Here is a 24,185-nt window from a genome sequence, read left to right as displayed (position 1 = left end):
GTCCTTATAATGAAACTGAATCAACTCTATTATTTTAAATATGTATGTAAATATATGAATATCACAAAAGCGGCTAACAGTCTTCATATTTCACAGCCTGCCATTACAAAAGCCATTCGCGATCTAGAAGAAGAACTCGGTGTAACACTCCTGATTCGCACGAACAAAAACGTTGCTTTGACCAATGAAGGAACAATCTTCCTAAATAAGTCTACCTCGATCCTCTCTCAATTAGAATCTCTAATCGATGAAATGCGAGATCTTGGAAATCTGCGCCGAACATCTGTACGCATAGGTGTTCCTCCTGCCGTAGGTTCTGTCGTGCTTCCTCAACTCAATCAAATCGCCGCACGCAAGTTCAGCTTGGAACCTGAAATTGTTGAAATGTCTTCCGTTGATGCAGAAGAAGCTGTAAAGAATGATGAGTTAGACTTAGCAGTTATTCTTCTAGAGGATGATTTTTACCCTAATATTGATTATACCATATTGCAAAAAAGTTGTATCCACTTTTGTACCAGTATTCATAATCCGCTTTCAAAAGCAGCAAAAATCCATATTTCAGAATTGACAAACGAGCGTATAATCTTTTTTTATCCCGGGGAATTAATGCAGAGAACATTTAAAAGCTATGGGGTAACACCAAAATATATACTTCGCTCCAATCAACTGGTTACTATAAGGAACTACATTCGAGAAAATTTGGCTTCCACTTTACAGTTTCCAGAAGCCTTTGCAAAGGATCCTCTTATCCGCACTATTCCGCTTGCAAATGAAATCACCCAAAATATCAGTATTATAAAAAAGAAAGGGAAACGCCTTTCCTCCGGCGCTTCCCAGCTCTATCAATATCTAAGTGAACATCCGAAAGCGATATTTCATACTGGAATTTAATAAGGGCCGTAGTTAATCAACGCTGCAATTACCATAAATATTGCGCAAGTTCCAATCCAGATTCCCATAAGAGGCGCAATATATTTCAGCCATCTTTCATATGGAATTTTGGCAACTGACAGGCTTCCCATCAGTACAGAAGACGTAGGTATAATTGAATTGGTAAAGCCGTCTCCAAAATGGAATGCCATAACCGCGGTCTGTCTGGTCAATCCAAGGACATCTGCCAGCGGCGTCATTAACGGCATAGTCGCCGCCGCTTGGCCTGATCCTGATGGAATAAAAAAGTTAATAAATGCCTGCACAAGCATCATGCCTACTGCAGCAATACTCTTTGGTAAATGAGAAATTGCAGCAGATAAGGAACGGATTACACTGTCAATAATCATTCCATCTGTCATAACAACCAGAATAGTCCTTGCAAGTCCCACAACAAGAGCGCCAAAGACAATACTCCTTGCACCATTTACAAATTCTGTAGCAATCTTACTCGGACCAAATCCGCCCAAAATTCCTGCAGCAATGCCCATAATCACAAATAGAGCAAAAATTTCCGTCAGATACCATCCATATTTAAATACGCCCCAGATCAGAATGCCAAAGCATACAATAACCTCAGCAAGAACCAGCCAATCTCTTTTCGTAAGGTCTTCTAATTTTTCAAGATCAATCTTTATCTCAGATTCTTCTTTTTCCAAGTCCGCCACATAAGAAATTCTTGGATTATCCTTCACTTTTTTGGCATATCGCATAACATAGATTGCTGTGATAATCAGCATTACAACCCAAACTGCAATACGCAGTCCGAACCCTGAAAAAAGAGGGAGCTCAGCGATTCCCTGTGCAACACCGACAGTGAAAGGATTCATAATCCCTGAACTAAATCCAATTGCCGCTCCCAGCGTCACCATTGACATGCCGACGATAGAGTCATAACCAAGGGCTCTTGCAAGGGCAATTCCTACTGGAACAAATATAATGCCTTCTTCATTGATTCCAAAGGTCGCGCCCATCAACGCGAAAATGGTAAGTACAATTGGGATTAACAGTTTTTCCTTGCCCCGTGTTGCGTAAGCCAGCTTACCGATGCCTCTTTCTATGGCGCCTGTCGCCATAACGATATTAAAACATCCTGCAACAATAAAAATAAAAAAGATTACCTGAGCGCCATCCTGAAAACCCTGCGGAATGGCCTTAAAAAGATCAAAGAATCCTACCGGATTTGCATCCACCGTATGATAACTGGACGCATCAATTACAGATCTGCCGTTTACTTCTACACGATCATACTGACCTGCGGGAATAAAATAAGTACATACCGCCGCAATTAATATAACAAGTGATAAAATCACATAAGTATGCGGCACTTTGAATTTCTTCTTTTTTCGTTCATTGTTCTTCCTTTCCATAAAATCAGAAATTTTTTACAAGTCCAGTATAGTTCGTGTATTTTCATTCGTAAAATATAAAAAAATGAATTTGAAATAAATATTTTTTATGGCAAATTCTTTTTTCGATATTTTAACTCTTGCATTCCACCCCTTATAATACCATTAGAAAGCTGAAAGAAAGGATAAACTCTAATGGATTATGAAAAAGAAAGCCTGAAATGCCATGAGGAAGCCAAAGGTAAAATCAAAATAGCTGCCACAGTTCCTATTGATACAGAAGAAGATCTGGCAATTTACTACACGCCCGGCGTAGCCGCTCCATGTCTTGCCATTGCCGATTCTGCTAAAAACGCATCAAAATACACTTGCAAGAATCGTACTGTTGCCATTGTCACTGACGGCTCAGCAATCCTGGGCTTAGGCAATATCGGTTCACTTGCCGGTCTCCCCGTCATGGAAGGTAAAGCTGCATTATTTAAACGTTTCGCCAATGTGGACGCCTTTCCCATTTGTCTTGATACCCAGGACCCTGATGAAATCATCAAAACAGTAAAACACATTGCACCAGGCTTTGGCGCCATCAATTTAGAGGATATTGCAGCGCCTGCCTGTTTTAAAGTCGAGCGTACGCTAAAAAAAGAGCTCTCTATTCCAGTATTCCATGATGACCAACACGGGACAGCAATTGTCACCTGTGCAGCTTTGCTCAATGCATTAAAAGTAACGAAAAAGACGATAGCAGAAAGCAAAGTCGTAATTAATGGCGCAGGCGCCGCAGGTACTGCCATTGCAGAAATGCTATCAAAACTGGGCTGCAAAAATATCATCTTATGTGATAGCAAAGGTATCATTGCAAAACATCGAAAAAATCTTAATGCCGCAAAAAAAGAGCTTTTAACCTTTACAAATCCTGACAATCAAGAAGGCTCATTAATTGATGCCCTTGAAAAAGCCGACGTCTTTATCGGTGTTTCCACTGCCGGTATCCTGTCCCAGAAAATGATCCGTTCTATGGGAAGACAGCCCATTATTTTTGCCATGGCAAATCCAATACCGGAGATACTGCCTAATGAAGCGATTGCCGCTGGCGCCGCTGTAGTTGGTACGGGTCGTTCTGATTACGTCAATCAAATTAACAATGTACTGGTATTTCCCGCGCTCTTTAAGGGTGCGCTGGAAGCACATGCGCAAAAAATCACAGATAAAATGCTGCTGGCTGCGGTTTACGCTCTCGCTGGTGTCGTCACAGAAAGTGAACTTTCTCCCGAGTACATTATTCCTACTCCATTCCATCCTGATGTAACGCCGGCAATCGCCAATGCAGTGCGTCTCGCCTGGACAAAAGAATAAATCTTACTCAGCCCATTCATCCTCCAGTTGGCTACGACTGTACTGCAGCATATACATCTGATAATATCTGCCTTTCTTTGAAAGCAGTTCCTGATGGCTGCCCTTCTCTACGATTTCTCCGTGGGATAGAAGAATAATATTGTCCGCATGCTGTATGGTGGAAAGGCGGTGCGCCACAATGAGCATGGTTCCAATATTTCGCATCTTCTCCAGAGAATCCTGAATCAGAAGCTCCGTCTCCGTGTCAATATTGGCCGTTGCCTCGTCAAGAATCATCACAGAAGGGCGATGCAGCACTGTTCTGGCAAAAGATAAAAGCTGGCGCTGTCCTGCAGAAAAATTATTCCCTCTTTCCCGCACTTCCTCATCTAAGCCGTCTTTCAGCTTGCATATAAAGCTGTCGGCATTGACATAACGGCAAGCCTGCCAAATTTCTTCATCCGTAAAATCACCACGCAGCATCAGATTGCTGCGTATAGTTCCGGAGAACAGGAATACATCCTGCAGCATCTGCCCAAAGTGACGGCGCAGAGATGCGATTTTAATCTTTCTAATCTCGATGCCGTCAATGAAAATCTGTCCTTTCTGAATGTCGTAATTCCGGCAGATCAGCGACAATATAGTAGATTTTCCGGAGCCTGTCGCGCCAACAAACGCCGCAGTCTGCCCCGGATACACGTGAAAGGACACGCCTTTCAGCGCCCACTCGCCCGGATTATAGCAAAACCAAACATCACGAAATTCTATCTCGCCCCGTAGGGTTTCCAGTTCAATGAGTTCCCCTGCTTCACCATCATCTTCCTTTACCTCAGGGCTCAGAGAGTCAGGCGTTTCATCTACAATTTCCGACGCCATATCCATGATGGTGAATATTTTTTCCGCGGCGGCAAAAGATCGCTGCAGCATATCAAACTGTTCTGCCAATGTCTGAATTGGATTGAAAAATTGAGAAATATACATGTAGAAGGTTACCACTACACCGCTGGTTATGGTCTGACCAAACATCTGCAAATCGTCAATATATCCCCGTCCTCCCAGATAAAACAGTCCCATTACTGAGGATACATACAGCATATAAACCATCGGACGAAAAATTCCGAAGACGAAAATTCTGTCCTTTTTTGCCCTGCGCAGTGTTTCGCTTTTCAGCCGAAACTCCTCCATCTTGCGATCTTCCTGATTGAAAATCTGCGTAATCTTCATGCCCGACAGATTTTCCGACAAATATGTATTTACATCTGTGGTGGCGTTATTTACCCTACGGTGAACTTTGCGGGAAAAGTAGCGAAAAAGCGCGGTAAACAACACTACAAAAGGCACAAAGCAGAGCACCATCAGCGTCAGTGCATAGTTAAGCGTCAACATGGCTGCCAGCACACCTATAATCACCACCATATTCTTAATCAATGTCACCAGAATATTGGTAAACATATAGGAAATGGCGTTCGTATCATTGGTAACTCGTGTAACCAGCTACCCTACAGGGATAGACGAAAGCTGCCCATGGGATAAACCTTCTATATGGATAAAAACGTCCTCACGGAGAGCGGAAAGAATTTTCTGTCCTGTACGCTGCAAAATCATAGACTGTCCATAGGTGCAAAGCATACTAACAACCAAAATTCCAGCGTAAAGTCCCACCGTCGTCCAAAGATAAGACAACGCAAACACTCCCTTTGCTGTTTCCTCGATATATCCAATCAAAAGGGGAGAAACTAAATCGTAGACAACAGAAAACAGCAAAAGCAGAAACACTTTTACAAATTCCTTTCGGTAAGGTCCGACATAAGCCATAAGTCTGCTAATAAGCTCTCCGTCTTTCATATGCCGGTCAAAATCCAATTCCTCTTTCCTGTTTTTTTCCATCAGATAAGTCAGGCTGAAAATCAATGTGAATACGCCAATAATCGCGCCTACAATCAGAAGGGGAAGATAGTTATGCATTTTCGTCTTCTCCGTTCTCTTCCAATTTTTGCAGTTCAACCATTCTATGGTATGACGGACAGCTATCATAAAGCCGCTTGTGGCTGCCCACCGCTGTCAGACGCCCGTTTTCTAAAAACAAAATCCGATCCATCTGCTCTATGGTGGAAATACGGTGCGCAATCAGAAGCGTCGTCCTGCCTTCTCGCACCGTACGCAAATTCTGCAAAATTGCTCTTTCAGCCCTGGTATCCACCGCCCAAACCGAATCGTCCAAAATCAATACCGGCGCATCCTTCATCAATGCTCTTGCGATAGAAATCCTTTGTTTCTGTCCGCCGGATACCGTCACACCTCTTTCGCCCAACACAGTGTCATAGCCCGCGGTAAACCCACAAATATCCTCGCCAATATCAGCCATCTCCGCCGCCGTCTCAATATACTCCATCCGTGAAACATTTCCGTCATTTCCAAAAGCAATATTTCGCGCGATTGTATCTGAAAAAAGAAAATTATCCTGCGGCACATAGGCAAATATTTCCCGTACAGAGGCAATCGTCAGATCATTTATTTCTCTGCCATCTAGAAAAATCATACCGTCATCCACATTATAGGTCCGCAGGAGCAAATCAACTAAAGTCGTTTTCCCCGCGCCAGTCTTTCCTACAATCCCCACCTGTTCCCCTGCTTTTATGGTACAGGTAATATTCGACAATACCTCCCTGTTTTCGCCAGGATAATGGAAGCACAGATTCTCAAAATGAATTTCGCCCCTGGCGTCTTCCAGAGCAGCCGCGCCCGGACGATCCGTTATTGTAGGCTCTGCGTCCAAAAGCTCTCCAATTCGATTCAAAGATGCTTTTCCTCTGGACGTCATGTCGATCAGTTCAGAAACTGCCATAATCGGCCACACCACCGCATTGAAATAGCCAATAAACTCTACCAGCTCTCCTGCGTTAAAAACACCTTTATAGACAAGATAGCCGCCATAGCCCAGGATGATACAAATAACACTCTCTACAAACATCGTAACCAGAATCCGAAGCAGCACAGAAGCCTTCGTATGATCGATATTTGCTTTTTCATTCTCTATATTCAATTTCTGAAATGCCAGCAATTCCCTTGCTTCCTTTACAAAGGCTTTGATGACAGCAATTCCCGAAAAACTTTCCTGAGAGAAATCAGACAGCTTTGAAAAGGCTTCCTGTCTGATATCCCATTTCACCATCATATATCTGCCTACCACTGTAGCGCTGGCAAGCAGAAACACCATAGGAATCAGAGAAAGCAGCGTCAGCGCCGCGTCCATTCTCCACATTTTTGCAATTGCCAGCGCCCCGAGAAAAAGCGTGTCCAAAAACATCATAATGCCCCACCCAAAACACTCCTGTACTGTATCGAGATCATTGGTAAACAGGCTCATCAAATTACCGACCTTGTTGTGCTGATAATAGTCGCAGCTTAACCAGCGACAGTTGTCAAACATATTCTCACGAAGTTTTGCCTCTACGCGAACCGCCGCTCCGAAAAACATGACGCGCCACAGAAAACGGCCGAAGACAATGGCAAGAATGATCCCCGTCATCGGCATGCAGATTCTGTCAAGCAGAAAAACCATATCAAAAGAAACTTTTACCCCATCAATTTCCACAATCCCCTGATTGATTCCGTTAATCACCAACTGATACAAATTGGGAATCGCCAGCTGAAGGAGATCCACTAGCAGCAGCGCTGCCATACCGATGAAAAGCATCGGTGCATATCGAAGATAATATTGATTAATATGACGTCCAAAAATCAAGCGATCACTCCTTCTTCAAACACAACGTCCTGAATCTGTTTATATCTTATCATTATAATGAACATTTGTTCTTTAGTCAAGCGAAATAGAAAAAAAGCAGTCACACTCCTCGGTGTGACCGCTGACAAACACAAAAATCTTCAGTTCTGTAAATAAATCTGCTCTCCCTGCACTGGCTGATACCGGATCAGTTCCGATGCCTCCAGATTTTCTTTTCGCATATCCACCGCCGAAATCTGATGATTATCGTAGGAGGTGTAATAGTAAATGCCTTTATCCGCGTTGCAGCAAGCCGTATAGAGCGTCACCTCGTATTTGCCGTCTCCTAAATCACAGCAGCCTCTCTGTTGATCTACCGCACCCATAATATGAAAAAACTGACTGATACTTTCCTCTTCCGAGTCACCGCAGACAGAGTTCATTTTCACAAAAGAAGCCCGAACAAAACGCGACTGCGAGGATAAATCCCCTGGCAGTCCCAAAGCGCCCATGCCGCGACTGTAAGTGTGCAGCGGTAGCTTATCGCAAAAGTGATTCTCAGGCTCACAGGTCGATAGACTCATATAATTGTTCAGCTGAAACATCTGCTCATCAAAGGGCGGATTGTTGGTCATGACGCCAACCGGATTATCATATGTGCGCAGCCCCTCTGCAACGGATTCTAACGTAACGGCCTCCTCTCGATCTGCAATCATCCAGTGCAGCTGTGCCGGCGGAAGGGTACTGCTGAACGGAATGTCAATCAGATTAACGTTGGCAAGCAGCTTCCGAGCTTCCTTTACGGAAACACACTGACCCAGAATCCACGGAATCAATTCAAACTGGGCGATATTATCCTTATCTGCCTGTACTTCTTTCTGATACACCGCGTTACCCACAAAGTTCAGTCCCGCGATGCAAAGCCCCGCCTCATTAATAGCCTCATAATACAGCGGAAAATCCTCTGGCACATACGCCATCCCAATCATCGCATAGTGGCTTCCCATCATACCCATTTTTCGAAAATGAAACGGGTAGTTTCGCGGTGTTATGGTAATCTCATCCCCATAAGAAAACTCATAATCTAATGTCCTTCCAAAATAAAAATCCTTCGTTTTATAAGTAATGGACGTACACATAGTAATCCCTTTCCCCCAATCATAAAAATTTATAGCTATCTGACAAAGTGTGTCGAAATACGGTTCTCCTTTTCAGGCAGTCCGTATGCCTCTTTTCCCAACGCGATACTTTTCATCAGAAAAGCCATGTTTTTGGCCAGCGTCCGCATAGTCTGCATCCCTTCCCCATCTTGCGCCGCTTCACCAGCCAGTCTTCCATGCACACTGTTCCAATATTGACTGGACGCCACCGGCATACCACTGATTGTAAAATACTTGTTCAGCTCATCAAAGGTCGCTGACAAACCGCCTCGCCGCGCTACCGCCACCGCAGCTCCAACCTTCATCGTTTTATCAAAGGGCGTGCTGTAAAATAGCCTGTCGAGAAAAGATACCAGAGTACCGTTTGCAGAAGCATAATAGACCGGACTGCCAATAACCAGACCGTCAGCCTCAGCAAACTTTACAGCCGCCTCGTTTACCATATCATCAAAGATGCAGCAGCCTTTTTCCGCGCAGCTGCCGCACGCGATGCAGCCTCTGATCTCCTGCCCGCCGATCTGCAAAATTTCTGTTTCTATCTTTTCTTCTACGAATATCCTTTCCATTTCCGCCAGTGCAATACCTGTATTGCTGTTTTTTCTCGGACTTCCGTTGATCATCAATACTTTCATTCCAAAATCCTCCTCGTTACCAGCTTATGCAAGATTTCCTGATTCCATGCGCGGCCGGCCTAATAACCCTGCGCCGCAACAATTTTTTCCACAACTTCCTCTACTGTACAGCCATCGCACACCACCGTCACGTCAGCATGCTTTTCATAAAGCGGTACTCGCTGTTCATAAAGATCCGCCAAAGTCTGTCCTTTTTCCAGCGTCACGCCGCGTGTTTTAATATTGGACAGACGCTCAAACACCGTATCCAGCGTTACCTGCAAATAGATAATAACACCTTTTTCCTTAAATTTTTCCATGGCGCGGTCAAAATAAATGGCGCTGCCGCCGGTAGCAATTACACAATCCTCCCCTTCAAAATCCAACAGCACCGATTCCTCCACCTGATGAAAATATTCATTACCGCTGCTGTTGATAATCTCCTGCAGCGTTTTTTTCTCCCGCTGCTGAATCAGAAGATCTGTGTCTACAAATCCTTTGTTCACTGTCTTCGCCAGGACAACCCCTACCGTGCTCTTCCCACAGGAAGGCATTCCTACTAAAATAATATTCTGCATTTTTATCTTAAACTCCTGTCTTTTCTATAGTATACGTGAAAAACTATAAATTCACAAGTAATATGATAAAATTGCCCCAGCAAAAGAACCTCTGGAAAACCGATCGTCCATGATGTAAAATATATGCAAAGGAGATGTGTAAAATATGTACCAATACAGCAAAGAAGTCGGAAACAGAATCCGCACCATCAGAAAATCAAAGGGTCTCAGCCAGCAGAAATTCGCAAGTGCGCTGCACAAAACCAAATCCACCATTTCCAAATATGAGCGCGGCGCCATAGCGCTGGATTTAGAAACACTTCATGAAATCTGTCAGCTGCTTCAAATACCGCCCCATGTACTGCTTTCTACACCAGAGGAGGCAGCAAACACCGGAGCGAAAACCAGTGTGCAGCGGCTTTATCTATATAATCTGGCAGGTCGCAGCGGCATTCTGACCAGAAGTCTCATAGAAATCTACAGCCAAAGCGGTGAAGCCAGCAATTTGCGCCATCAGGACGCATCCATCTTCTACGGCCTGCCTTCTTTCCAGCAGCCCGAAAAATGCCAGGGATTTTACTATGGCTCGATTACAAAGCAGGACATCTTTACCCATCTCCACGTGGTCAACCAAAAAAACAATATAGAGCAGGTGTCCGTCTGCTATCGCTCCAATCTGGACAACCTGCTCTTTGACGTCGGTCTTCTCACCGGACTTTCTTTTGCCAGTCTGGTACCGGTTTCATGCAAAGCGGTGATTTCTGAAAAACCGCTTCCCGAAAACGAAACTATGCTCTCCGCTCTGGCTTTTGATCAGGCAGAATTGAGACGAATTCGTAATACCGGTATCGTTGCGCTTCTTCGGCGTTGACGTTCCTTACCTTCAGCGGTGGATACTGCCGGCTTTCATAAAGCCGGCGACAGCAAAAACTCCTGCCGGTATCAGCCAGCCAAAGCCAAGGTCAGAAAGAGGCAGCAGGCTGGCAAAAATATCTACCTTGAAGATATTTCCAATCTGTAGCAGAGCTGACGCCGCAAAAGCGCCAAAAGCCGCGAAACGGTAAGTCGTATCCGACTGGATAAACCGTCCTGCCAATCCGAACACGACCAGCACAATCAGAACCGGATAAATCAAATCCAGCACCGGCGCTGCCATAGAGATAATGGTCGCCGTTCCAAAATTGGAGATCACCCACGAAATCAGCGTAAAACCTGCCACCAGAGCTTCGTATTTCACCCCCGTTTTTTCTGCGAAGAAGGAAGCGATGGAGGTCAAAAGTCCTACAGCTGTGGTCAGACAGGCGAACGCCACGATCACCCCAAGCAACGCCATACCAGGTTTCCCCAAAAGCTGCTCTGTCAACAGAATTAAAAGCTGCGGCTGCGACAATGTCTCTTTTACTGTAACTGACATAGTCGCGCCAATATATGCAAGACCTCCGTAGACCACGACCAACAAAACGGTTGCCACAAGACCGCCTCTTAAAATCAGCGCGGACTGTGATTTTTGATCATTATATCCTTTTTGACGAATTGTCAGTAGAATCGCCACGGAAAAGATATAAGCGGCCATCATGTCCATAGTCTGATAACCGGACAGCAGCCCGCTTCTCACTACACTGCCTGTCTCCGCCGCCGGTCCGATTTCACCAATCGGTGAAGCAATACCCTTTCCAATCAGCGCCAGCAGGGCAAAAAACATCACCGGCGCCATGAATTTTCCCACTAAATCCACGACTTTGCTCTGGCGAACACTGAGCAGGAACGCGATAAAGAAAAAGCCTGCCGTGCACATCCATGAGTTTATCTCACCGAAATTTGGTAAAATTCCAATTTCATAAGTAATTGACGCGGTTCTGGGTATCGCCACAAAAGGGCCGATACATAAACAGTTTAAGGATAAGAGCAGCGTGGAAAGCTTTGTTCCCAATCTGCCGGTCAGCCCCTCGGCGCCTTTTTCCTGCCTGGAAACCGCAATCATGGCGAAAAGACTCATACCGATATCGATAAAAATAAAGCAAATAAAGCCAATCAACCAGGAACCGCCTGACTCCCGGCCTAAAAACGGCGGAAAAATAAGATTCCCCGCGCCGAAGAACATGGCAAAGAGGGCAAAGCCAATCGTCAGGGAATCCATTGTTTTAATTTTATTCATCATCTCACCTCACAAAAAATTTTATGAGGTTATTTTATAGAAAAAAGAGTGCAGTGACAAACGATGCGAGGTGTCCTAATGGGAAATATTTTTCGCGATAGTTTCATTATACGACACTATTTTTCATATTTCACTCATTTTGACAGAATACGCTGTTAAAAAACAAGAAGTCATCAAAAAGGGGCTTTTCAGGAAACTCTATTGACCACTCTTTCCTGCTAACCGGCGTTTACGAAACAGACTGCGCGGCAAAGAGAACACAACAACCATACCCAATACCATCGCCCCTATAATTTTCAATACAGCAAATCCGCTGGATAATCCCTGCACTGTATTTCCAATAAACAAATCATAAATCATATTATAAATACTGATACCCGGTATGATAGGAAAAATCCCCGGTATCATGATCACATTAGCAGGCACTTTGCAAACAACCGCGAGAATTCTAGAAAGCAGCGCAATTACCGCCGCTGCCAGAAACGACGCAATCGCCAAAGACATAAAAGGGAGGCAAACGGTATAAATAATCCAACCTGCCCATCCAACTAAACCGCAAACTGCGCAGTGTCTTCCCGGTACTTTAAACAGTACCGAAAAGGCCGCCGTACCTATAAAAGCTGCGAATCCCTGCAGAATAAATTCCACCATCACATATTTCCTCCCATCTGCAGAGCTAAAAATACGCCTGTGGTGATGCAGGTGAACAGCAAAATCGCGTCCACCAGACGAATCCCACCGGAAATGTAGTTCTGATCCACCAGATCCCGCACTCCATTGACAAAAGATACGCTGGGAAGCAGCGGTATAATCGCGCCGACAACAGCTTTATCAAGATTCTCTATCATACCCGCTTTCAGCATCAGTACACAGCCCCCTGCAGCCAGAAAGCTGGCTACAATATACAGGATCACTTTCGAAAGATTGAAACGTTCCAATACCAGAAAGAATCCCCATACTAATAACCCCATCAAATACGCTGCCATACAGTCCATCGCGCCGCCGCCCAGAAAGTAGCAAAACGCCGCTGCACCGATGCCGGAACATAGCACATGGAGCCATTTGCTGTACTTACTGCCTTGCTTGATTTCCTCAAATTCGGAAATAGCCGCATCTATATCCAGATCAGTCTGTTCGATTTTCCGGGACAAATTATTTAGCTCGCAAAGCTTATTGAGATCCGTACTGCTGCTCATGACTGGCTGCAGGCTGGTTTCTCGTTGTTCATCACCCATTTCCAGATTGACAAATACCCCGTTGGAAATGATGAATACCTGCTGTCTGGTTGTGCCGTAGTGCTTTGCAATCCGGCTCATGGTTTCTTCCACGCGGGCAATTTCCGCGCCGCAGCTGAGAAGTTCTTCACCGACGCCTGCTGTCAGCCGCAAAACCTTCTGTAAATATCGCATACTCTCGTCCTCTTTTTCACAATTATCACACCAGCATCATGGCAGCCGCCATGATGCCTCGTTTCCCATGGTGTCCCCGATGAGAAAAAAACATATCTGTATGGCATTTTGTACACAGTCCCATGTCATGAAACTGTGCTTCCGGCACTCCTGCAGAAAGCAAATCATGCCGGATAATGCCCTTTAAATCGACATAATACCTCATGCCCCGCATATAAGCAAATTGCTGGTAATCTGTACTCTTGTCAAAAAAACGCTGCGCCACATCAGCATCCACTTCGAAACAATCCTGACACAACGCAGGTCCAAGTCCGGTAATTAAGTCACCCGATGCACAGCCGTAACATTCCGCCATTTTTCGTACCATGCCGGCTGCGATACCTCCCAGCGTTCCTCTCCATCCTGAATGTGCAAGGCCGATCACCTGTTTAACCGGATCATAAAAGAACACCGCGTTGCAATCAGCATGACCAGTCACCAGCGCAATTCCTTTTACATTGGTTACAAGTCCGTCCACATCAGAATAGTCCTTCGGTCTGGTAATACCCTTTCCCCGGTCCTCCTCCGTTACTGCGCGAATATTTGTCGTATGGGTCTGATCCGTACGTACCAGCTGTTCCGGTACTGTATCCAAAGTCTCTGCCAAAATTTCATAGTTCCTGCGGATATTCGCTTCGCTATCCATGCTCCACGCCCCGAAATTCCAGCTGGCCGTACAGCCGCTGCTAACACCGCCATGCCGCGTAGTAAACAAATGCTGAAGCTCCGGATAGCAAGAAAGTGCGGGCAGCGTCAAATACTTTCGTTCCCCCTCTTGATGTAATTGATACTGCTCTGTAAATGCTCTCATGATTACCTCCTGCCGCGATTCATTCCCATATAGTATACGAAAAATTGCAGAAAATCACAAGCCGGTATTTTTAGATTATATCAAAATGCTGCGGCAAGCCGCAGCATACAATTTGCACATATAATATTATACCAGCCTTCTCTGCATCTGCTCTTGATTATCAGCATAAACGAGAGCTATGTCCTTCGAAATTTTCCCTTCCTGATATAGAGATAAAATCGCCTGATCCATAGAAATCATACCTTCAGCGCCGCCCGCGGCAATAGCATTATTGATTTGATGGCTTTTATTATCTCGAATTAAGCTTTTGATGGCATTATTCATATGCATAATTTCAAAGGCCGGCACCAAATTACCATCCTGCCCTGGCAAAAGCTGCTGGGATACAACGGTACGAAGTACCATACTGAGTTGCGTTCTTACTTGTCCCTGCTGTTCGCTCGGAAAGGAGTCCACAATTCTGTCGATGGTATTTACGGTACCCTTTGTATGAAGCGTGGCAATGATCAGGTGGCCTGTCTCAGCCGCGGTCATTGCCGTACGAATGGTATCGTGATCTCGCATTTCGCCCAGCAATATTACATCCGGCGCCTGACGCAAACAAGCGCGCAGAGCAGAAATATAGTCCTCTGTATCAATAGCGATCTCCCTCTGACTAACAATGCTGCGGTTATTGCGATGCAAATATTCAATCGGGTTTTCCATAGTAATGATATGACAATCCCTTGTCTGATTAATACGATCGATAATGCACGCCTGCGTAGTTGATTTCCCGCTTCCCGCAGTACCTGTAACCAAAATCATACCGTGAGTTGCCGTTGACAATTCCATAACCTGTTCAGGAATCCCGAGTTCCTGCCAATTGGGAATACCAAAAGCCACTACACGGACCACCGCCGCCATTGAACCGCGCTGCCGATATGTATTCACACGAAAACGTGCTAAGCCTGCCACGGAAAAAGAAAAGTCGTCGTCTCCGTGTTTTAAAAAATGATCCATTGAACGTCCGGCGTGTTCATAAATGCTGGTAATGAGTTTTTCACTGTCATCTGGAAGAATTCGGTCCTGATCGACAGGACATACGCTTTTATCTAATTTCACACAGACAGGACCGCCTGCTACGATAAAGATATCCGAAGCGTGATCCTCCACTGCTTTGCTCAGGTAATCCAGCAAATCTCTCATAGCGTAACCTCCGTCATTTTTTTCTCCTGTGAGACACCTTCCCAAACTGGAAGGTGATCATCGATTTCTGCATTTCTACACGGCTTTTCCTGCCACCGTAAAATTGAAAAATGATCTCCATCCAGCCGCAATACTACTGAAAGCTCCTGGTTCTCTGATATAGAGCACGTATATGTATACCGGTTTCCTTTTACCTTTACGCAATCCGGCATCTCACCGCTTCGAAGCCGGGCCAGAATCGTCTGCGCTTCACAGTCCGCAGCGTAATAGTCGGAAACTGCCTGAGCCGACGCCTCGCTAAGTCTGCTGTCAGCTCGAACCGTCGTAAGGCTTAACAGAGAAAACACCGTAAGGCAAAGAACCGCGAAGATCACCAGCAAAGTCGCCCCGCCTACTGCCGGCGGTGAAAAACTATCTCGATCTCTTTTACGCACGATCCCTCACCTCCTGATCCTGCCAGGCCACCTTCATTTTGAACAGTTCTTCACCGTCTGACGTGCAAACAGCAATATCGGCTGTACTAAGGTAATCCTGTTCACTATCTGTATAAGACAGTGTTAATATAAATGAAGCGCGCGCAGCCGGTACTTCTGAAGTATCCACTGGATTCCAGTTTTCATCATATGTAATAACTCTGCCGCTGTCATCAATATGCGCTTCCATCTCTTTGAAATATGTATCCTCGTGACCGCTTTTCATGGCTTCCGCCGCATTCTGTGCTTCGATTACAGCTCTGTCACGGAACACATTTTGCTGAGAAATATTCTGTGACAATGTGAAAGCCTGAAGACATAATACAGCAGCAAGGGCAAATACCAACAGCATGACCATCTGCTCAATCATCATCAAAGGCGCTTTACTTCTCATAAGACGCCTCCTTCCCGCTTCGCGGTGACAGAAGCATAGAGGTCAACCTCTCCTCCCTGATGCCTTTGTATTGAACTCTAAGAATACTGCCGTCAAAGGACAGCATCAACTCCTGTATAGGCATGATCTTTTCTCCATCCTCTGGCGACATCTGAGAATAGGCAGAACAAAACAACTCCATCAGATAACTGCCATGTCTGTAGATTATCGTAGTATAAAGCTCTCCGTCAATTTCCTGAGATAAGGAGAGCGCGTCTCCTTCTCCAAACTTTACAATAGAAATACTGTCCAAATGATCGTACTGACGCACTTGTGTCGCGATATATTGGCCGCAAACTCTGTTATCATACGACATTTGATCCTTTTCTGTTAAATTCTGATATGCATCGGCGCCCGAAAGCAATACCATAAGTAAACATACCGCAAAGACGCCGAATAGTAAAAGGGCAATCAAGCCCTCTAAATGATTCCTTCGGTTTTTCATTGGTTATTCTCCAATACCGTGATATCCGGCATCAAATTATCTGCAATTACCGTATAATGTACGGTGTATTTTACGTTATCAATTTGCACGCCGTAGTATTCCTGAATATATTCCAAATTAGGAGGATAAGCTCCTTCCGCCGCATAACAAGCCACGCAGCTGCGCCGAATGGCTTCCTGCAGCTGCTCCAGACTTTCCTTTCCTCTGTCCTTATCCAAGCTGTTAAACGCAGTGGCAAAGAAAATAAATATGACAATTACTATTACCGGAAACAACAGTCCTCGCAAAAGTCCGCCCCAGGCGGAACGTTTCTTTTCCATCATTTCTTACCCAATAGCCGCCATAATATGCATCAGCGGCAACATAACAGAAAGTAAAATCAACCCCACCAGCAACGAACAAATCAAGACCAATGCCGGTTCAATACGGCTGACTAACTCCTCTATGGCATATTCGCTCTGATCAGCCAAATCGTCAGCAATCTTCTCAATCGTCGTATCCATAGCGCCGCTGCGTTGCCCCAATTCCATCAGTCTGCACGCGCTGGCAGGAAGAAGACTGCTGCCCTGCATAGCCATGCTAAGGGTCTGGCCTTCATCCAATAAGGTACGGCAATTTAAGCAACGCTTCCTGGCCGCAGGTATATCCACAAGAAGATCTGCTGCCAAATCCAATGATTCCTCAGCCTGTAAACCACTGGAAATCCCCATAGCAAAGGCCTGAATCAGTCTGGACGTATTGATCTTTCCGAAGATACCCTTGTCCCCGCGATGTTTTCTCCACAATGCCAGAACTCTATCACGAAAAGCGCCGGCTGCCGCAAATACCGCGATGAAAATCACCGCAACAGCCAATAGAATCCATAATGCCGGCATAACTCTGTCCAACCAATGTCCCAGCATCAACAAACCGCCGCCCACGCCGGTCAGCTGGCCGCCTAAAGACGCGTATACATCATCAAAAATAGGTAATACTTTGATTAAAAGCACCCCAATTACAATCAACATCAAAACAAGCATGATAGCCGGATACAAAAACGCGCTTCGAATTCTTCGATTTAATCGCACACGACGCTCATAATAGTAAGAAAGCGCCTTAAGCGCCTCCTCCGTACGGCCTGCATGTTCTCCCACGTCAATCAAGCCGCATACATAGGATGGGAATTTTTCACTCTCCCGCAAACAGGTGGATAGTGACGCGCCTTCATCCGCTTTCTGAGCCATCCCCTGCAGAAGTTCTTTATACTCGCTTTCCTCAGAGAGCAAAGACAAAGCGTCTCCCACAGGAATTCCCGCATGGAGAAGCAACGAAATCTCCAGCGTCAATGAGGAAATCATCTCGTTTGAAAGTATTTTTTTCATGCAGCTCTCCATTCTCAGCTCTTAATAGAGATACTTCGGCGAATAGTTACTTCCATCACCGACAAATTTTTTGATAGAAGCGCTGTTCTTTGCTGAAGAAACAAAGGTCGGATCCATACGCTGCCACGAAGTTCCGTCAAAGTATATTGCGCCGTCTATCCAACCGGTATCTTCACTCCACACGCTGATCCACGCATGATAAGCAGAGCCGGCATAACCGACTACCAGCTTACACGGAACACCCTGACTGCGCAGCATACCAGTCATCAACGCAGCATAGTCAAAGCAGATTCCCTTTTTCTTAGCAAGCACCTTATCCAGATCAGGTAAATATCCTGACTGTACTGTCTTCGCTTTTTTCGTATCATATTTCAGATTCTTCACAACGAAATTATAGATCTTTTTTACTTTTTTCAGCTCGTCATCCTTTTTTGAAACAAGCTTGGCAGCTTTTTTTATTGTCTTCGGTGCATTTTCGTAATTCACATATTGATTCGGGCGCAGGAACGGCGCAAACTCATCTGTCAATTTTACCTTAAAGCTGACAGAAAGCACGTTCGAATACTTATTGCCTGAAACATTTTCAAATACAGATACCTTATAACTGCCGTTTCCATCAGACAGCGGGAATGTAGCCCACTCTCCCTGATCAAGATTATAGGTATAAGTAGTTGTCGGTCCGGTAACCTGCGACTTTAGCTTCTTCGTCGTAGACCCGGTAAATTTCACCATCACATAACCATCGACTATATTTGAATAGTCGATAATTGCCTTTTCGTTTTCTTTCACCTCACTGCCGGAAGCAAGCGGTTTCAAAATATTGCTCGGCAAAGAAGGTGACTTAGCAAGTATAGCCGGCTCATCCTCAATCTTCGTTTCGTCATCAAATTCCAATGAAACCTGTTCGATATAAGGAATGTCATCTATTACCACACCCTCTGAGGCTGTCTGACTGCAGGAACTCAGAAGCATCAGAAACAGCAGCGCCAATGTAACCGGCAGCATTTTTCTCTTGTACATAAAATCGTCCCTCCATAAAATTAAAATAATACACGCAAATCTGCCGCAACAGGCGATTTGCCTATATATACTTATATGAGAGTATATCATAATTGGCATGCAAATTAAAGTGTTTTTTGCGCGCCTGCTTACGGCTCCACATCGATGCGTTCAGCAAGCCACTTTTCATTCACCTCTGCATACTCTCCTGCAGGAATTTCCAATGCTGGAAGATAGTTATCTCTCAGCTGCGCATACATTTCTTCATCGAGATTGACCGTCAACTGCTCACCCGCCAGATTAGCATAGTTCCAGATAATGAAATAGTCCTCGTCCTCATCCGTGAAATAAAGTATGTCCTTATGATGAACATCCGGCCATTCATCCTTGATATTTTCTACAATAATAGCCTTATACAGCTCCAATACCCTATCATCCCTGCCTCGATCAAAGATCAAAATCTTTTCCAGCAGCTCCTCGCCGCTTTCCACCACGCGAAAAACAGCATCCTTATCAACCTCCGCTTCCGGCATATCCAGACTGTTCAGCTGCATAAGCAAATCGCCATCATGACCTGGCGCCATGTAAATGTTCAGCTTTTTAGCAGGATCCATATACATGACAGGATATTCCGCCAGCGTCTCCTCGCCGCAATCCGGACACTTCACCAAAAACAGTTCCCCTGTCATAATCTGTTCCTTCAGTTCCGGATCCGCTTCCACATCCACAAATTCGTGAATTCCCATGTTAAGCTCCTGACCACATCCGGGACACCTTATCTTCTCCATCTCCATATATTATACCTCCTCTATACTGTCTGTTTCATCTGTTGCGTCTTGGTTTCCCACCGTTTCTAAAACGTTAATAGTGTCTATAGAAATCTGTTCAAGATCGTCGTCCTGTTCCGCAATCTCCTTTGAAAATCCTTCGTTAAACCGTACGTCAGATCCGTCTGTACCGATAATTCCTTCTATATCGTCGATATCCGGCAATTCCTTTAGAGAAGCAAAACCGAAGTTCTTCAAAAACGTATCAGTCGTGCCATAGAGCATGGGCCTTCCCACGCCTTCCGAACGCCCCTTGACACAGATCAGTTCCTTCTTCATCAGCCCGTCCACTACCCGGTCGCATTTGATACCGCGAATCGCGTCGATTTCTCCTTTAGTAACCGGCTGCTTGTACGCGATAATCGCCAAAACCTCCAACGCGGACTGCGACAATTTCTTTACTTTAACCGGCCTGCACAGCCGTTCAATATATTCTCCATTTTCCGGTCTTGTGACAAACTGAAACCCTTTGTTAACCTGACGGATTGCAATGCCCCGACCCTCCTGATCGTATTCGTCAGCTAGCTCCGCGAAAAGAGCCTCCATATCTTCCTTCTCCATCTCAAACATCTCCGCGCAGGTCTTCACATCCAAGGGTTGTCCCCATACGAACATCATGGATTCCAACGCCGATTTTATTTGCTGCTTACTGTTCAAGTAATGTCTCCTCCTCCAGTTTTCTTTCACCAGGCAATACTGTAATTTCTCCATAAGTCACTGCCTGTTCCGCGTCCAAATACTTATCTCGCATCATCTGCAAAACCGACACAAATGTAACCACCACATCGTAGCGGTCCTTCTTATTTGGGATCAGCTCGCGGAGAGATATTCTCTTAATCCCCGAAGCAATGGCCCGCATGAATCGATTTTTGATATAAACCATCCGCGTCTCAATAGTAGCCTTCTCTCGTTCAATTCTGGTATAATGCGCGCGCACATCCTCCTCACGCTTCTTCTTACGTAAAAACAGATGGAAAGCTTCCGCGAATTTGCCGATGTCCAGGTCCAGCTGTTCCTCCGGATTGTTAACATACTGAGAAATATCCTCCTGCGGCTTCTCGTACACTCCCTCCATAGCTTCCTCACGTTCTCTGAGAATCTCCGCGCCCTGTTTATACTTCTTGTATTCCAGTAGTCTTTCCACCAGCTCGCTCCGCGGGTCTTCCTCTGTCAAAGTTTCTCCTTCCGGCGTATACCGAGGTAAAATCATCTTGCTCTTAATATCGATCAGCGTAGCAGCCAGCACCATAAATTCCGTAGCTACCCCAATATCCATCGACCGCATCGTTTCAATATAGGCCATATATTGACGTGTGATCTCCGAAATCTGAATATCATAGATATTCATCTGCGCGTTTTCGATCAGATACACGAGCAGATCAAACGGTCCTTCAAAAGTTTCAATCCTCACCTTATAGCTCATGCCTGTTTCTCCGATTTCTTTTCCACTTCCTTTTCTGCCAGTCCCGTGTAATAGTTATAATACAGCAGACCGATAACTACCACCGCGCATCCCAGCAGCTCCCAGGATTTCGGTATCTGTCCCAAAAACATAACGCCCATGATGATCGCAAATACTGATTCTCCCGATTCCCATGCAGATACATAGAGAGAGTCCACGTATCCAAAGCACAGATTAAATACAGCGTGAGCGCCAATCTGACAGACCAAGGTCAATCCAATCAAGTACAGATAATCTGCCGCCGTATACCCCAGTGCAGGAGTTCCCGTAGCAACCATACCTATAGCAAAACAGATCCAGCAAGCTAAGAAGACCAAAAATACATAAGTCGGTCCCGGCACATTCTTCCGTACCTCGTTGCCGATGGTAAAGTATAATCCCATAAACACCGCCGCGAGAAAGGCAAGCACATCTCCAGTAAAATTACCTGCAGCCAACTGCTGATAATCAAGTCCCGCAATCAGAACGCCTCCCAGCAGAGCCAGAATAATGCCCATAACCGGCCTGCGGCCCACATGGCGTTTAAATATGAACACCGTAACCAGAAGCACGACCAAAGGATGAAGCGCGGCCAAGACTACAGCGCTGGCGATATTGGTCATCTTCACCGCATTAAACCAGGTGAAAAAGTGTCCAAAGAGAAAAGTCCCCGCTACAAACGTCCAGATATAATCCCTTTTTGAAACAGCCTTCAGCGTATCCCTTTGTCTTAGCAATACCGGTACAGCAAAAAAAGGTAGTCCCATGGTCAAACGCCAAAATCCGATAGCCATAGACGGCGCCTGTATCACGCTGCCGAAAATGCCCGATGATGATCCCGCTACTACTGCCAGTACCACAATAATCTTTACATAACGGGCGATAAAGCCCTTATTTTTATTTTCCATTCGTCTGTTCCTCTTTTCCATTTCCAGTCAACTGACAAATACACACTCCAGCAATAATCAAAACCGTAGTCAGGATCTTCACCGGCTGCAATTCCTCGCCCAAAATCAGCGTCGCCAATATAAAGGAAAACACCGGTACCAAATTGACAAAAATTGCAGATCGTGTCGGCCCTATAACCCGTAAAGCGATCTGTTGTATATAGTAGGCAATTCCAGAACAAAATACTGCCATAAACAACAGCGCAAGCCACGCCGAAGCCGGTACTTCCGGCAGAAATACCCACGGCTTTTCCATAAGCGAAAACGGGAGAAGTACCATTGTACACACCAGAAAACTGTAAAACGTCAGCGCCACCGGAGGTATATGACTGCAGCGGCTTTTTGTATAGATTCCATATGCCGACCACGACAAAACCGCACCCAGCATATAGAGATCGCCTCGGTTCAGATCCACTGACGCCAAATCTGCCAGATTGCCTCCTGTAATCGTCAACACCACACCGGCCAGCGACAGTACAACACCAAAAATCTGCCTTACAGGCGCTTTTTGATGTAAAAAAATCGCTGCCAATACGACTGTTAAGATCGGATCGATCGCACGTATGATCGATGAATTGATGGCTGTGGTGTACTTCATCGCCTCAAAGAAAAAGATATGATACCCTACCATTCCCACAATACCACAAAACAGAAAGTGGGAAACATCCCGCCGATCAAAATGATAAGCCGTATCTGGCTCTTGCTTCTGATTCCACTTCATCATGCAATAAATCATAACAGTCGCGATGGCAAAACGCAATGTAGTTACAGAAGACGACGGAATGTAAGGCGCTGTAAATTTAGCGGCGATAAACGCTCCTGACCAGAGAAATGCCGCCAGTACCATCAACAAATAAATCTTCACTTCTTTTCTCATCTTGTCATGACCTTCTTCAGATTTTCCTTGTATGGCGGTCTTACAATCCCTTTCTCTGTGACAACCGCTGTAATATATTCTGCTGAGGTTACGTCAAAAGCTGGATTGTACGTCTTAATTCCCGCAGGCGCCATAGGATGCGCGTACCACATGCTTCCAATTTCCGCACCGTCGCGGAGTTCAATACAGATATCATTTCCCGTCGGTGTGCTCAGGTCGATGGTAGACGTCGGCACAAACATATAAAACGGGATTCCGTATTCCTTTGCCAGAATCGCAACGCCGCTGGTGCCGATCTTATTTGCCCCGTCCCCGTTGGCTGCCATCCTGTCACAGCCGACTACCACCGCGTCAATCCACCCGTTTTTCATTACGATAGACGCCATGTTGTCGCAGATCAGCGTCACATCAACCCCTGCCTTCTGCAATTCCCACGCAGTTAACCGCGCTCCCTGCAAAAGAGGTCTGGTTTCGTCCGCAAAAACTCGAAAATCATATCCCTGCTGCTGTCCCAAGTAAACCGGCGCCAGGCAAGTCCCATACTTTGCCGTAGCAATCGTCCCCGCATTGCAGTGAGTCAGAATTCCCATACCCGGCTTCAGCAGCGACAGGCCATACTTACCCATAGCATAACAGGCCTCCTCGTCTTCCCTTCTTATGGCCTCTGCCTCATCAAAAAGTATCTGTTTAGCTTTCTCTGCTGTGTCGGGCTTTGCGGCGTCAAAAGCTTTCACCATTCGATTTAAGGCCCACGACAAATTTACAGCTGTAGGCCTGGCAGACGCCAAATACTCTGCGGTCTCGCCCAATACAGCGCCAAAGATTTCTACATTATAATCTGATGCCGGCAGATCCTTTATGGCTATATACAATCCGTAAGCAGCTGCTACACCGATAGCCGGAGCGCCCCGTACTTTCAACCTGTAGATAGCGTCCCAAACTTCTTCTTTCGTCTGCATTTCTATGTACACTTCCCTGCCCGGCAACAAGGTCTGATCCAAAATCAGCATTTTATCATCAGTATACTTCACCGGAGCAAGATCAAATAGTTCCATTTTCACGATAACTTCCTTAGCTTCCTTCTATATAAATTATACTGTACACATTTTATCACGGAATT

General features: G+C 45.4%; 27 protein-coding genes. 3 read left to right on the top strand and 24 right to left on the bottom strand.

Features of this window, described 5'->3' with window-relative positions; all coding sequences use genetic code 11:
• The first annotated feature begins 9 nt into the window (after positions 1-9).
• Positions 10-891 (top strand): LysR family transcriptional regulator, encoded by an 882-nt coding sequence (locus ACPW7J_RS03170; protein ID WP_425756512.1) that lies wholly within the window; start codon positions 10-12, stop codon positions 889-891.
• Here ACPW7J_RS03170 and ACPW7J_RS03165 read toward each other — a convergent pair.
• A complete protein-coding gene (locus ACPW7J_RS03165; RefSeq protein WP_425756510.1) occupies positions 888-2,300 on the bottom strand; it encodes a YfcC family protein in 1,413 nt (470 codons plus the stop codon). The two genes, ACPW7J_RS03170 and ACPW7J_RS03165, sit on opposite strands and share 4 nt — an antisense overlap.
• A 174-nt stretch (positions 2,301-2,474) precedes the next feature.
• Here ACPW7J_RS03165 and ACPW7J_RS03160 point away from each other — a divergent pair, with 174 nt between their 5' ends.
• Positions 2,475-3,632, top strand: coding sequence for an NAD(P)-dependent malic enzyme (locus tag ACPW7J_RS03160; protein ID WP_425756508.1), 1,158 nt, complete (start codon positions 2,475-2,477; stop codon positions 3,630-3,632).
• Between the two features lie 3 nt (positions 3,633-3,635).
• Here ACPW7J_RS03160 and ACPW7J_RS03155 read toward each other — a convergent pair whose 3' ends face one another.
• From ACPW7J_RS03155 to ACPW7J_RS03130, 6 genes are all read right to left on the bottom strand, one after another.
• Positions 3,636-5,063, bottom strand: a complete 1,428-nt coding sequence (locus ACPW7J_RS03155) for an ABC transporter ATP-binding protein (RefSeq protein WP_425756506.1) — start codon at positions 5,061-5,063, stop codon at positions 3,636-3,638.
• Positions 5,064-5,105: 42 nt separating this feature from the next.
• Positions 5,106-5,576, bottom strand: coding sequence for a hypothetical protein (locus ACPW7J_RS03150; protein WP_425756504.1), 471 nt, complete (start codon positions 5,574-5,576; stop codon positions 5,106-5,108).
• Positions 5,569-7,356 (bottom strand): ABC transporter ATP-binding protein, encoded by a 1,788-nt coding sequence (locus tag ACPW7J_RS03145; protein ID WP_425756503.1) that lies wholly within the window; start codon positions 7,354-7,356, stop codon positions 5,569-5,571. The genes ACPW7J_RS03150 and ACPW7J_RS03145 overlap by 8 nt, the downstream gene beginning before the upstream one ends.
• A 140-nt stretch (positions 7,357-7,496) precedes the next feature.
• Positions 7,497-8,474 (bottom strand): choloylglycine hydrolase, encoded by a 978-nt coding sequence (gene bsh / locus ACPW7J_RS03140; RefSeq protein WP_425756501.1) that lies wholly within the window; start codon positions 8,472-8,474, stop codon positions 7,497-7,499.
• A 35-nt stretch (positions 8,475-8,509) separates the two neighbouring features.
• On the bottom strand, positions 8,510-9,127 hold the full coding sequence (locus ACPW7J_RS03135; RefSeq protein WP_425756499.1) for a flavodoxin family protein: 618 nt from the start codon (positions 9,125-9,127) through the stop codon (positions 8,510-8,512).
• Positions 9,128-9,186: 59 nt separating this feature from the next.
• The gene (locus tag ACPW7J_RS03130) at positions 9,187-9,684 is read right to left on the bottom strand and encodes a shikimate kinase (RefSeq protein ID WP_425756497.1); all 498 of its coding nucleotides are present in this window, start codon (positions 9,682-9,684) and stop codon (positions 9,187-9,189) included.
• A gap of 145 nt (positions 9,685-9,829) precedes the next feature.
• On the opposite strand from ACPW7J_RS03130, the gene ACPW7J_RS03125 reads away from it, so the two are divergent.
• Positions 9,830-10,534 (top strand): helix-turn-helix domain-containing protein, encoded by a 705-nt coding sequence (locus tag ACPW7J_RS03125; protein ID WP_425756495.1) that lies wholly within the window; start codon positions 9,830-9,832, stop codon positions 10,532-10,534.
• Positions 10,535-10,546: 12 nt separating this feature from the next.
• On the opposite strand, the gene brnQ is transcribed toward ACPW7J_RS03125, so the two are convergent.
• From brnQ to mtnA, 17 genes are all read right to left on the bottom strand, one after another.
• Positions 10,547-11,821, bottom strand: a complete 1,275-nt coding sequence (gene brnQ, locus ACPW7J_RS03120; RefSeq protein WP_425756493.1) for a branched-chain amino acid transport system II carrier protein — start codon at positions 11,819-11,821, stop codon at positions 10,547-10,549.
• Between the two features lie 195 nt (positions 11,822-12,016).
• Positions 12,017-12,469 carry a threonine/serine exporter family protein gene (locus tag ACPW7J_RS03115; protein ID WP_425756492.1) on the bottom strand — a complete coding sequence of 151 codons (453 nt, stop codon included), beginning with the start codon at positions 12,467-12,469 and terminating at the stop codon, positions 12,017-12,019.
• Positions 12,469-13,227 (bottom strand): threonine/serine exporter family protein, encoded by a 759-nt coding sequence (locus ACPW7J_RS03110; protein WP_161873503.1) that lies wholly within the window; start codon positions 13,225-13,227, stop codon positions 12,469-12,471. Before ACPW7J_RS03110 ends, ACPW7J_RS03115 begins: the two co-directional genes overlap by 1 nt.
• Positions 13,228-13,252: 25 nt before the next feature.
• Positions 13,253-14,077 carry a peptidoglycan editing factor PgeF gene (gene pgeF / locus ACPW7J_RS03105; protein WP_425756490.1) on the bottom strand — a complete coding sequence of 275 codons (825 nt, stop codon included), beginning with the start codon at positions 14,075-14,077 and terminating at the stop codon, positions 13,253-13,255.
• Between the two features lie 126 nt (positions 14,078-14,203).
• Positions 14,204-15,262, bottom strand: coding sequence for a type IV pilus twitching motility protein PilT (locus ACPW7J_RS03100; RefSeq protein WP_425756488.1), 1,059 nt, complete (start codon positions 15,260-15,262; stop codon positions 14,204-14,206).
• Positions 15,259-15,696 carry a hypothetical protein gene (locus ACPW7J_RS03095; RefSeq protein ID WP_425756487.1) on the bottom strand — a complete coding sequence of 146 codons (438 nt, stop codon included), beginning with the start codon at positions 15,694-15,696 and terminating at the stop codon, positions 15,259-15,261. Before ACPW7J_RS03095 ends, ACPW7J_RS03100 begins: the two co-directional genes overlap by 4 nt.
• Positions 15,689-16,129 carry a type IV pilus modification PilV family protein gene (locus ACPW7J_RS03090; RefSeq protein WP_425756485.1) on the bottom strand — a complete coding sequence of 147 codons (441 nt, stop codon included), beginning with the start codon at positions 16,127-16,129 and terminating at the stop codon, positions 15,689-15,691. Before ACPW7J_RS03090 ends, ACPW7J_RS03095 begins: the two co-directional genes overlap by 8 nt.
• The gene (locus ACPW7J_RS03085) at positions 16,119-16,613 is read right to left on the bottom strand and encodes a DUF4860 domain-containing protein (protein WP_425756483.1); all 495 of its coding nucleotides are present in this window, start codon (positions 16,611-16,613) and stop codon (positions 16,119-16,121) included. Before ACPW7J_RS03085 ends, ACPW7J_RS03090 begins: the two co-directional genes overlap by 11 nt.
• Positions 16,610-16,936, bottom strand: a complete 327-nt coding sequence (locus tag ACPW7J_RS03080) for a hypothetical protein (RefSeq protein ID WP_424959322.1) — start codon at positions 16,934-16,936, stop codon at positions 16,610-16,612. Before ACPW7J_RS03080 ends, ACPW7J_RS03085 begins: the two co-directional genes overlap by 4 nt.
• A 3-nt stretch (positions 16,937-16,939) precedes the next feature.
• A complete protein-coding gene (locus ACPW7J_RS03075) occupies positions 16,940-17,974 on the bottom strand; it encodes a type II secretion system F family protein (RefSeq protein ID WP_425756481.1) in 1,035 nt (344 codons plus the stop codon).
• 21 nt (positions 17,975-17,995) lie between these two features.
• Positions 17,996-18,994: a transglutaminase-like domain-containing protein gene (locus tag ACPW7J_RS03070; protein ID WP_424959321.1), complete on the bottom strand. Its 999-nt coding sequence runs from the start codon at positions 18,992-18,994 to the stop codon at positions 17,996-17,998.
• A gap of 128 nt (positions 18,995-19,122) precedes the next feature.
• Entirely contained in the window at positions 19,123-19,767 is a 645-nt protein-coding gene (locus ACPW7J_RS03065) for a CpXC domain-containing protein (RefSeq protein WP_424959320.1), read from the bottom strand.
• Between the two features lie 3 nt (positions 19,768-19,770).
• On the bottom strand, positions 19,771-20,457 hold the full coding sequence (gene scpB, locus ACPW7J_RS03060) for an SMC-Scp complex subunit ScpB (RefSeq protein ID WP_424959319.1): 687 nt from the start codon (positions 20,455-20,457) through the stop codon (positions 19,771-19,773).
• The gene (locus ACPW7J_RS03055) at positions 20,447-21,223 is read right to left on the bottom strand and encodes a segregation/condensation protein A (protein ID WP_161873512.1); all 777 of its coding nucleotides are present in this window, start codon (positions 21,221-21,223) and stop codon (positions 20,447-20,449) included. Before ACPW7J_RS03055 ends, scpB begins: the two co-directional genes overlap by 11 nt.
• Complete coding sequence (locus ACPW7J_RS03050) at positions 21,220-22,149, bottom strand: DMT family transporter (RefSeq protein WP_424959318.1); 930 nt, start codon at positions 22,147-22,149, stop codon at positions 21,220-21,222. Before ACPW7J_RS03050 ends, ACPW7J_RS03055 begins: the two co-directional genes overlap by 4 nt.
• Positions 22,139-23,065 carry a DMT family transporter gene (locus tag ACPW7J_RS03045; RefSeq protein ID WP_424959317.1) on the bottom strand — a complete coding sequence of 309 codons (927 nt, stop codon included), beginning with the start codon at positions 23,063-23,065 and terminating at the stop codon, positions 22,139-22,141. Before ACPW7J_RS03045 ends, ACPW7J_RS03050 begins: the two co-directional genes overlap by 11 nt.
• Complete coding sequence (gene mtnA, locus ACPW7J_RS03040; protein ID WP_425756478.1) at positions 23,062-24,120, bottom strand: S-methyl-5-thioribose-1-phosphate isomerase; 1,059 nt, start codon at positions 24,118-24,120, stop codon at positions 23,062-23,064. The genes ACPW7J_RS03045 and mtnA overlap by 4 nt, the downstream gene beginning before the upstream one ends.
• Between the last annotated feature and the right edge of the window lie 65 nt (positions 24,121-24,185).

Origin of the sequence: Ihubacter sp. rT4E-8, assembly GCF_049852125.1 — a bacterium.
GTDB lineage: Bacteria > Bacillota > Clostridia > Peptostreptococcales > Anaerovoracaceae > Senimuribacter.
This window is presented reverse-complemented; position numbering and strand designations above follow the sequence as displayed.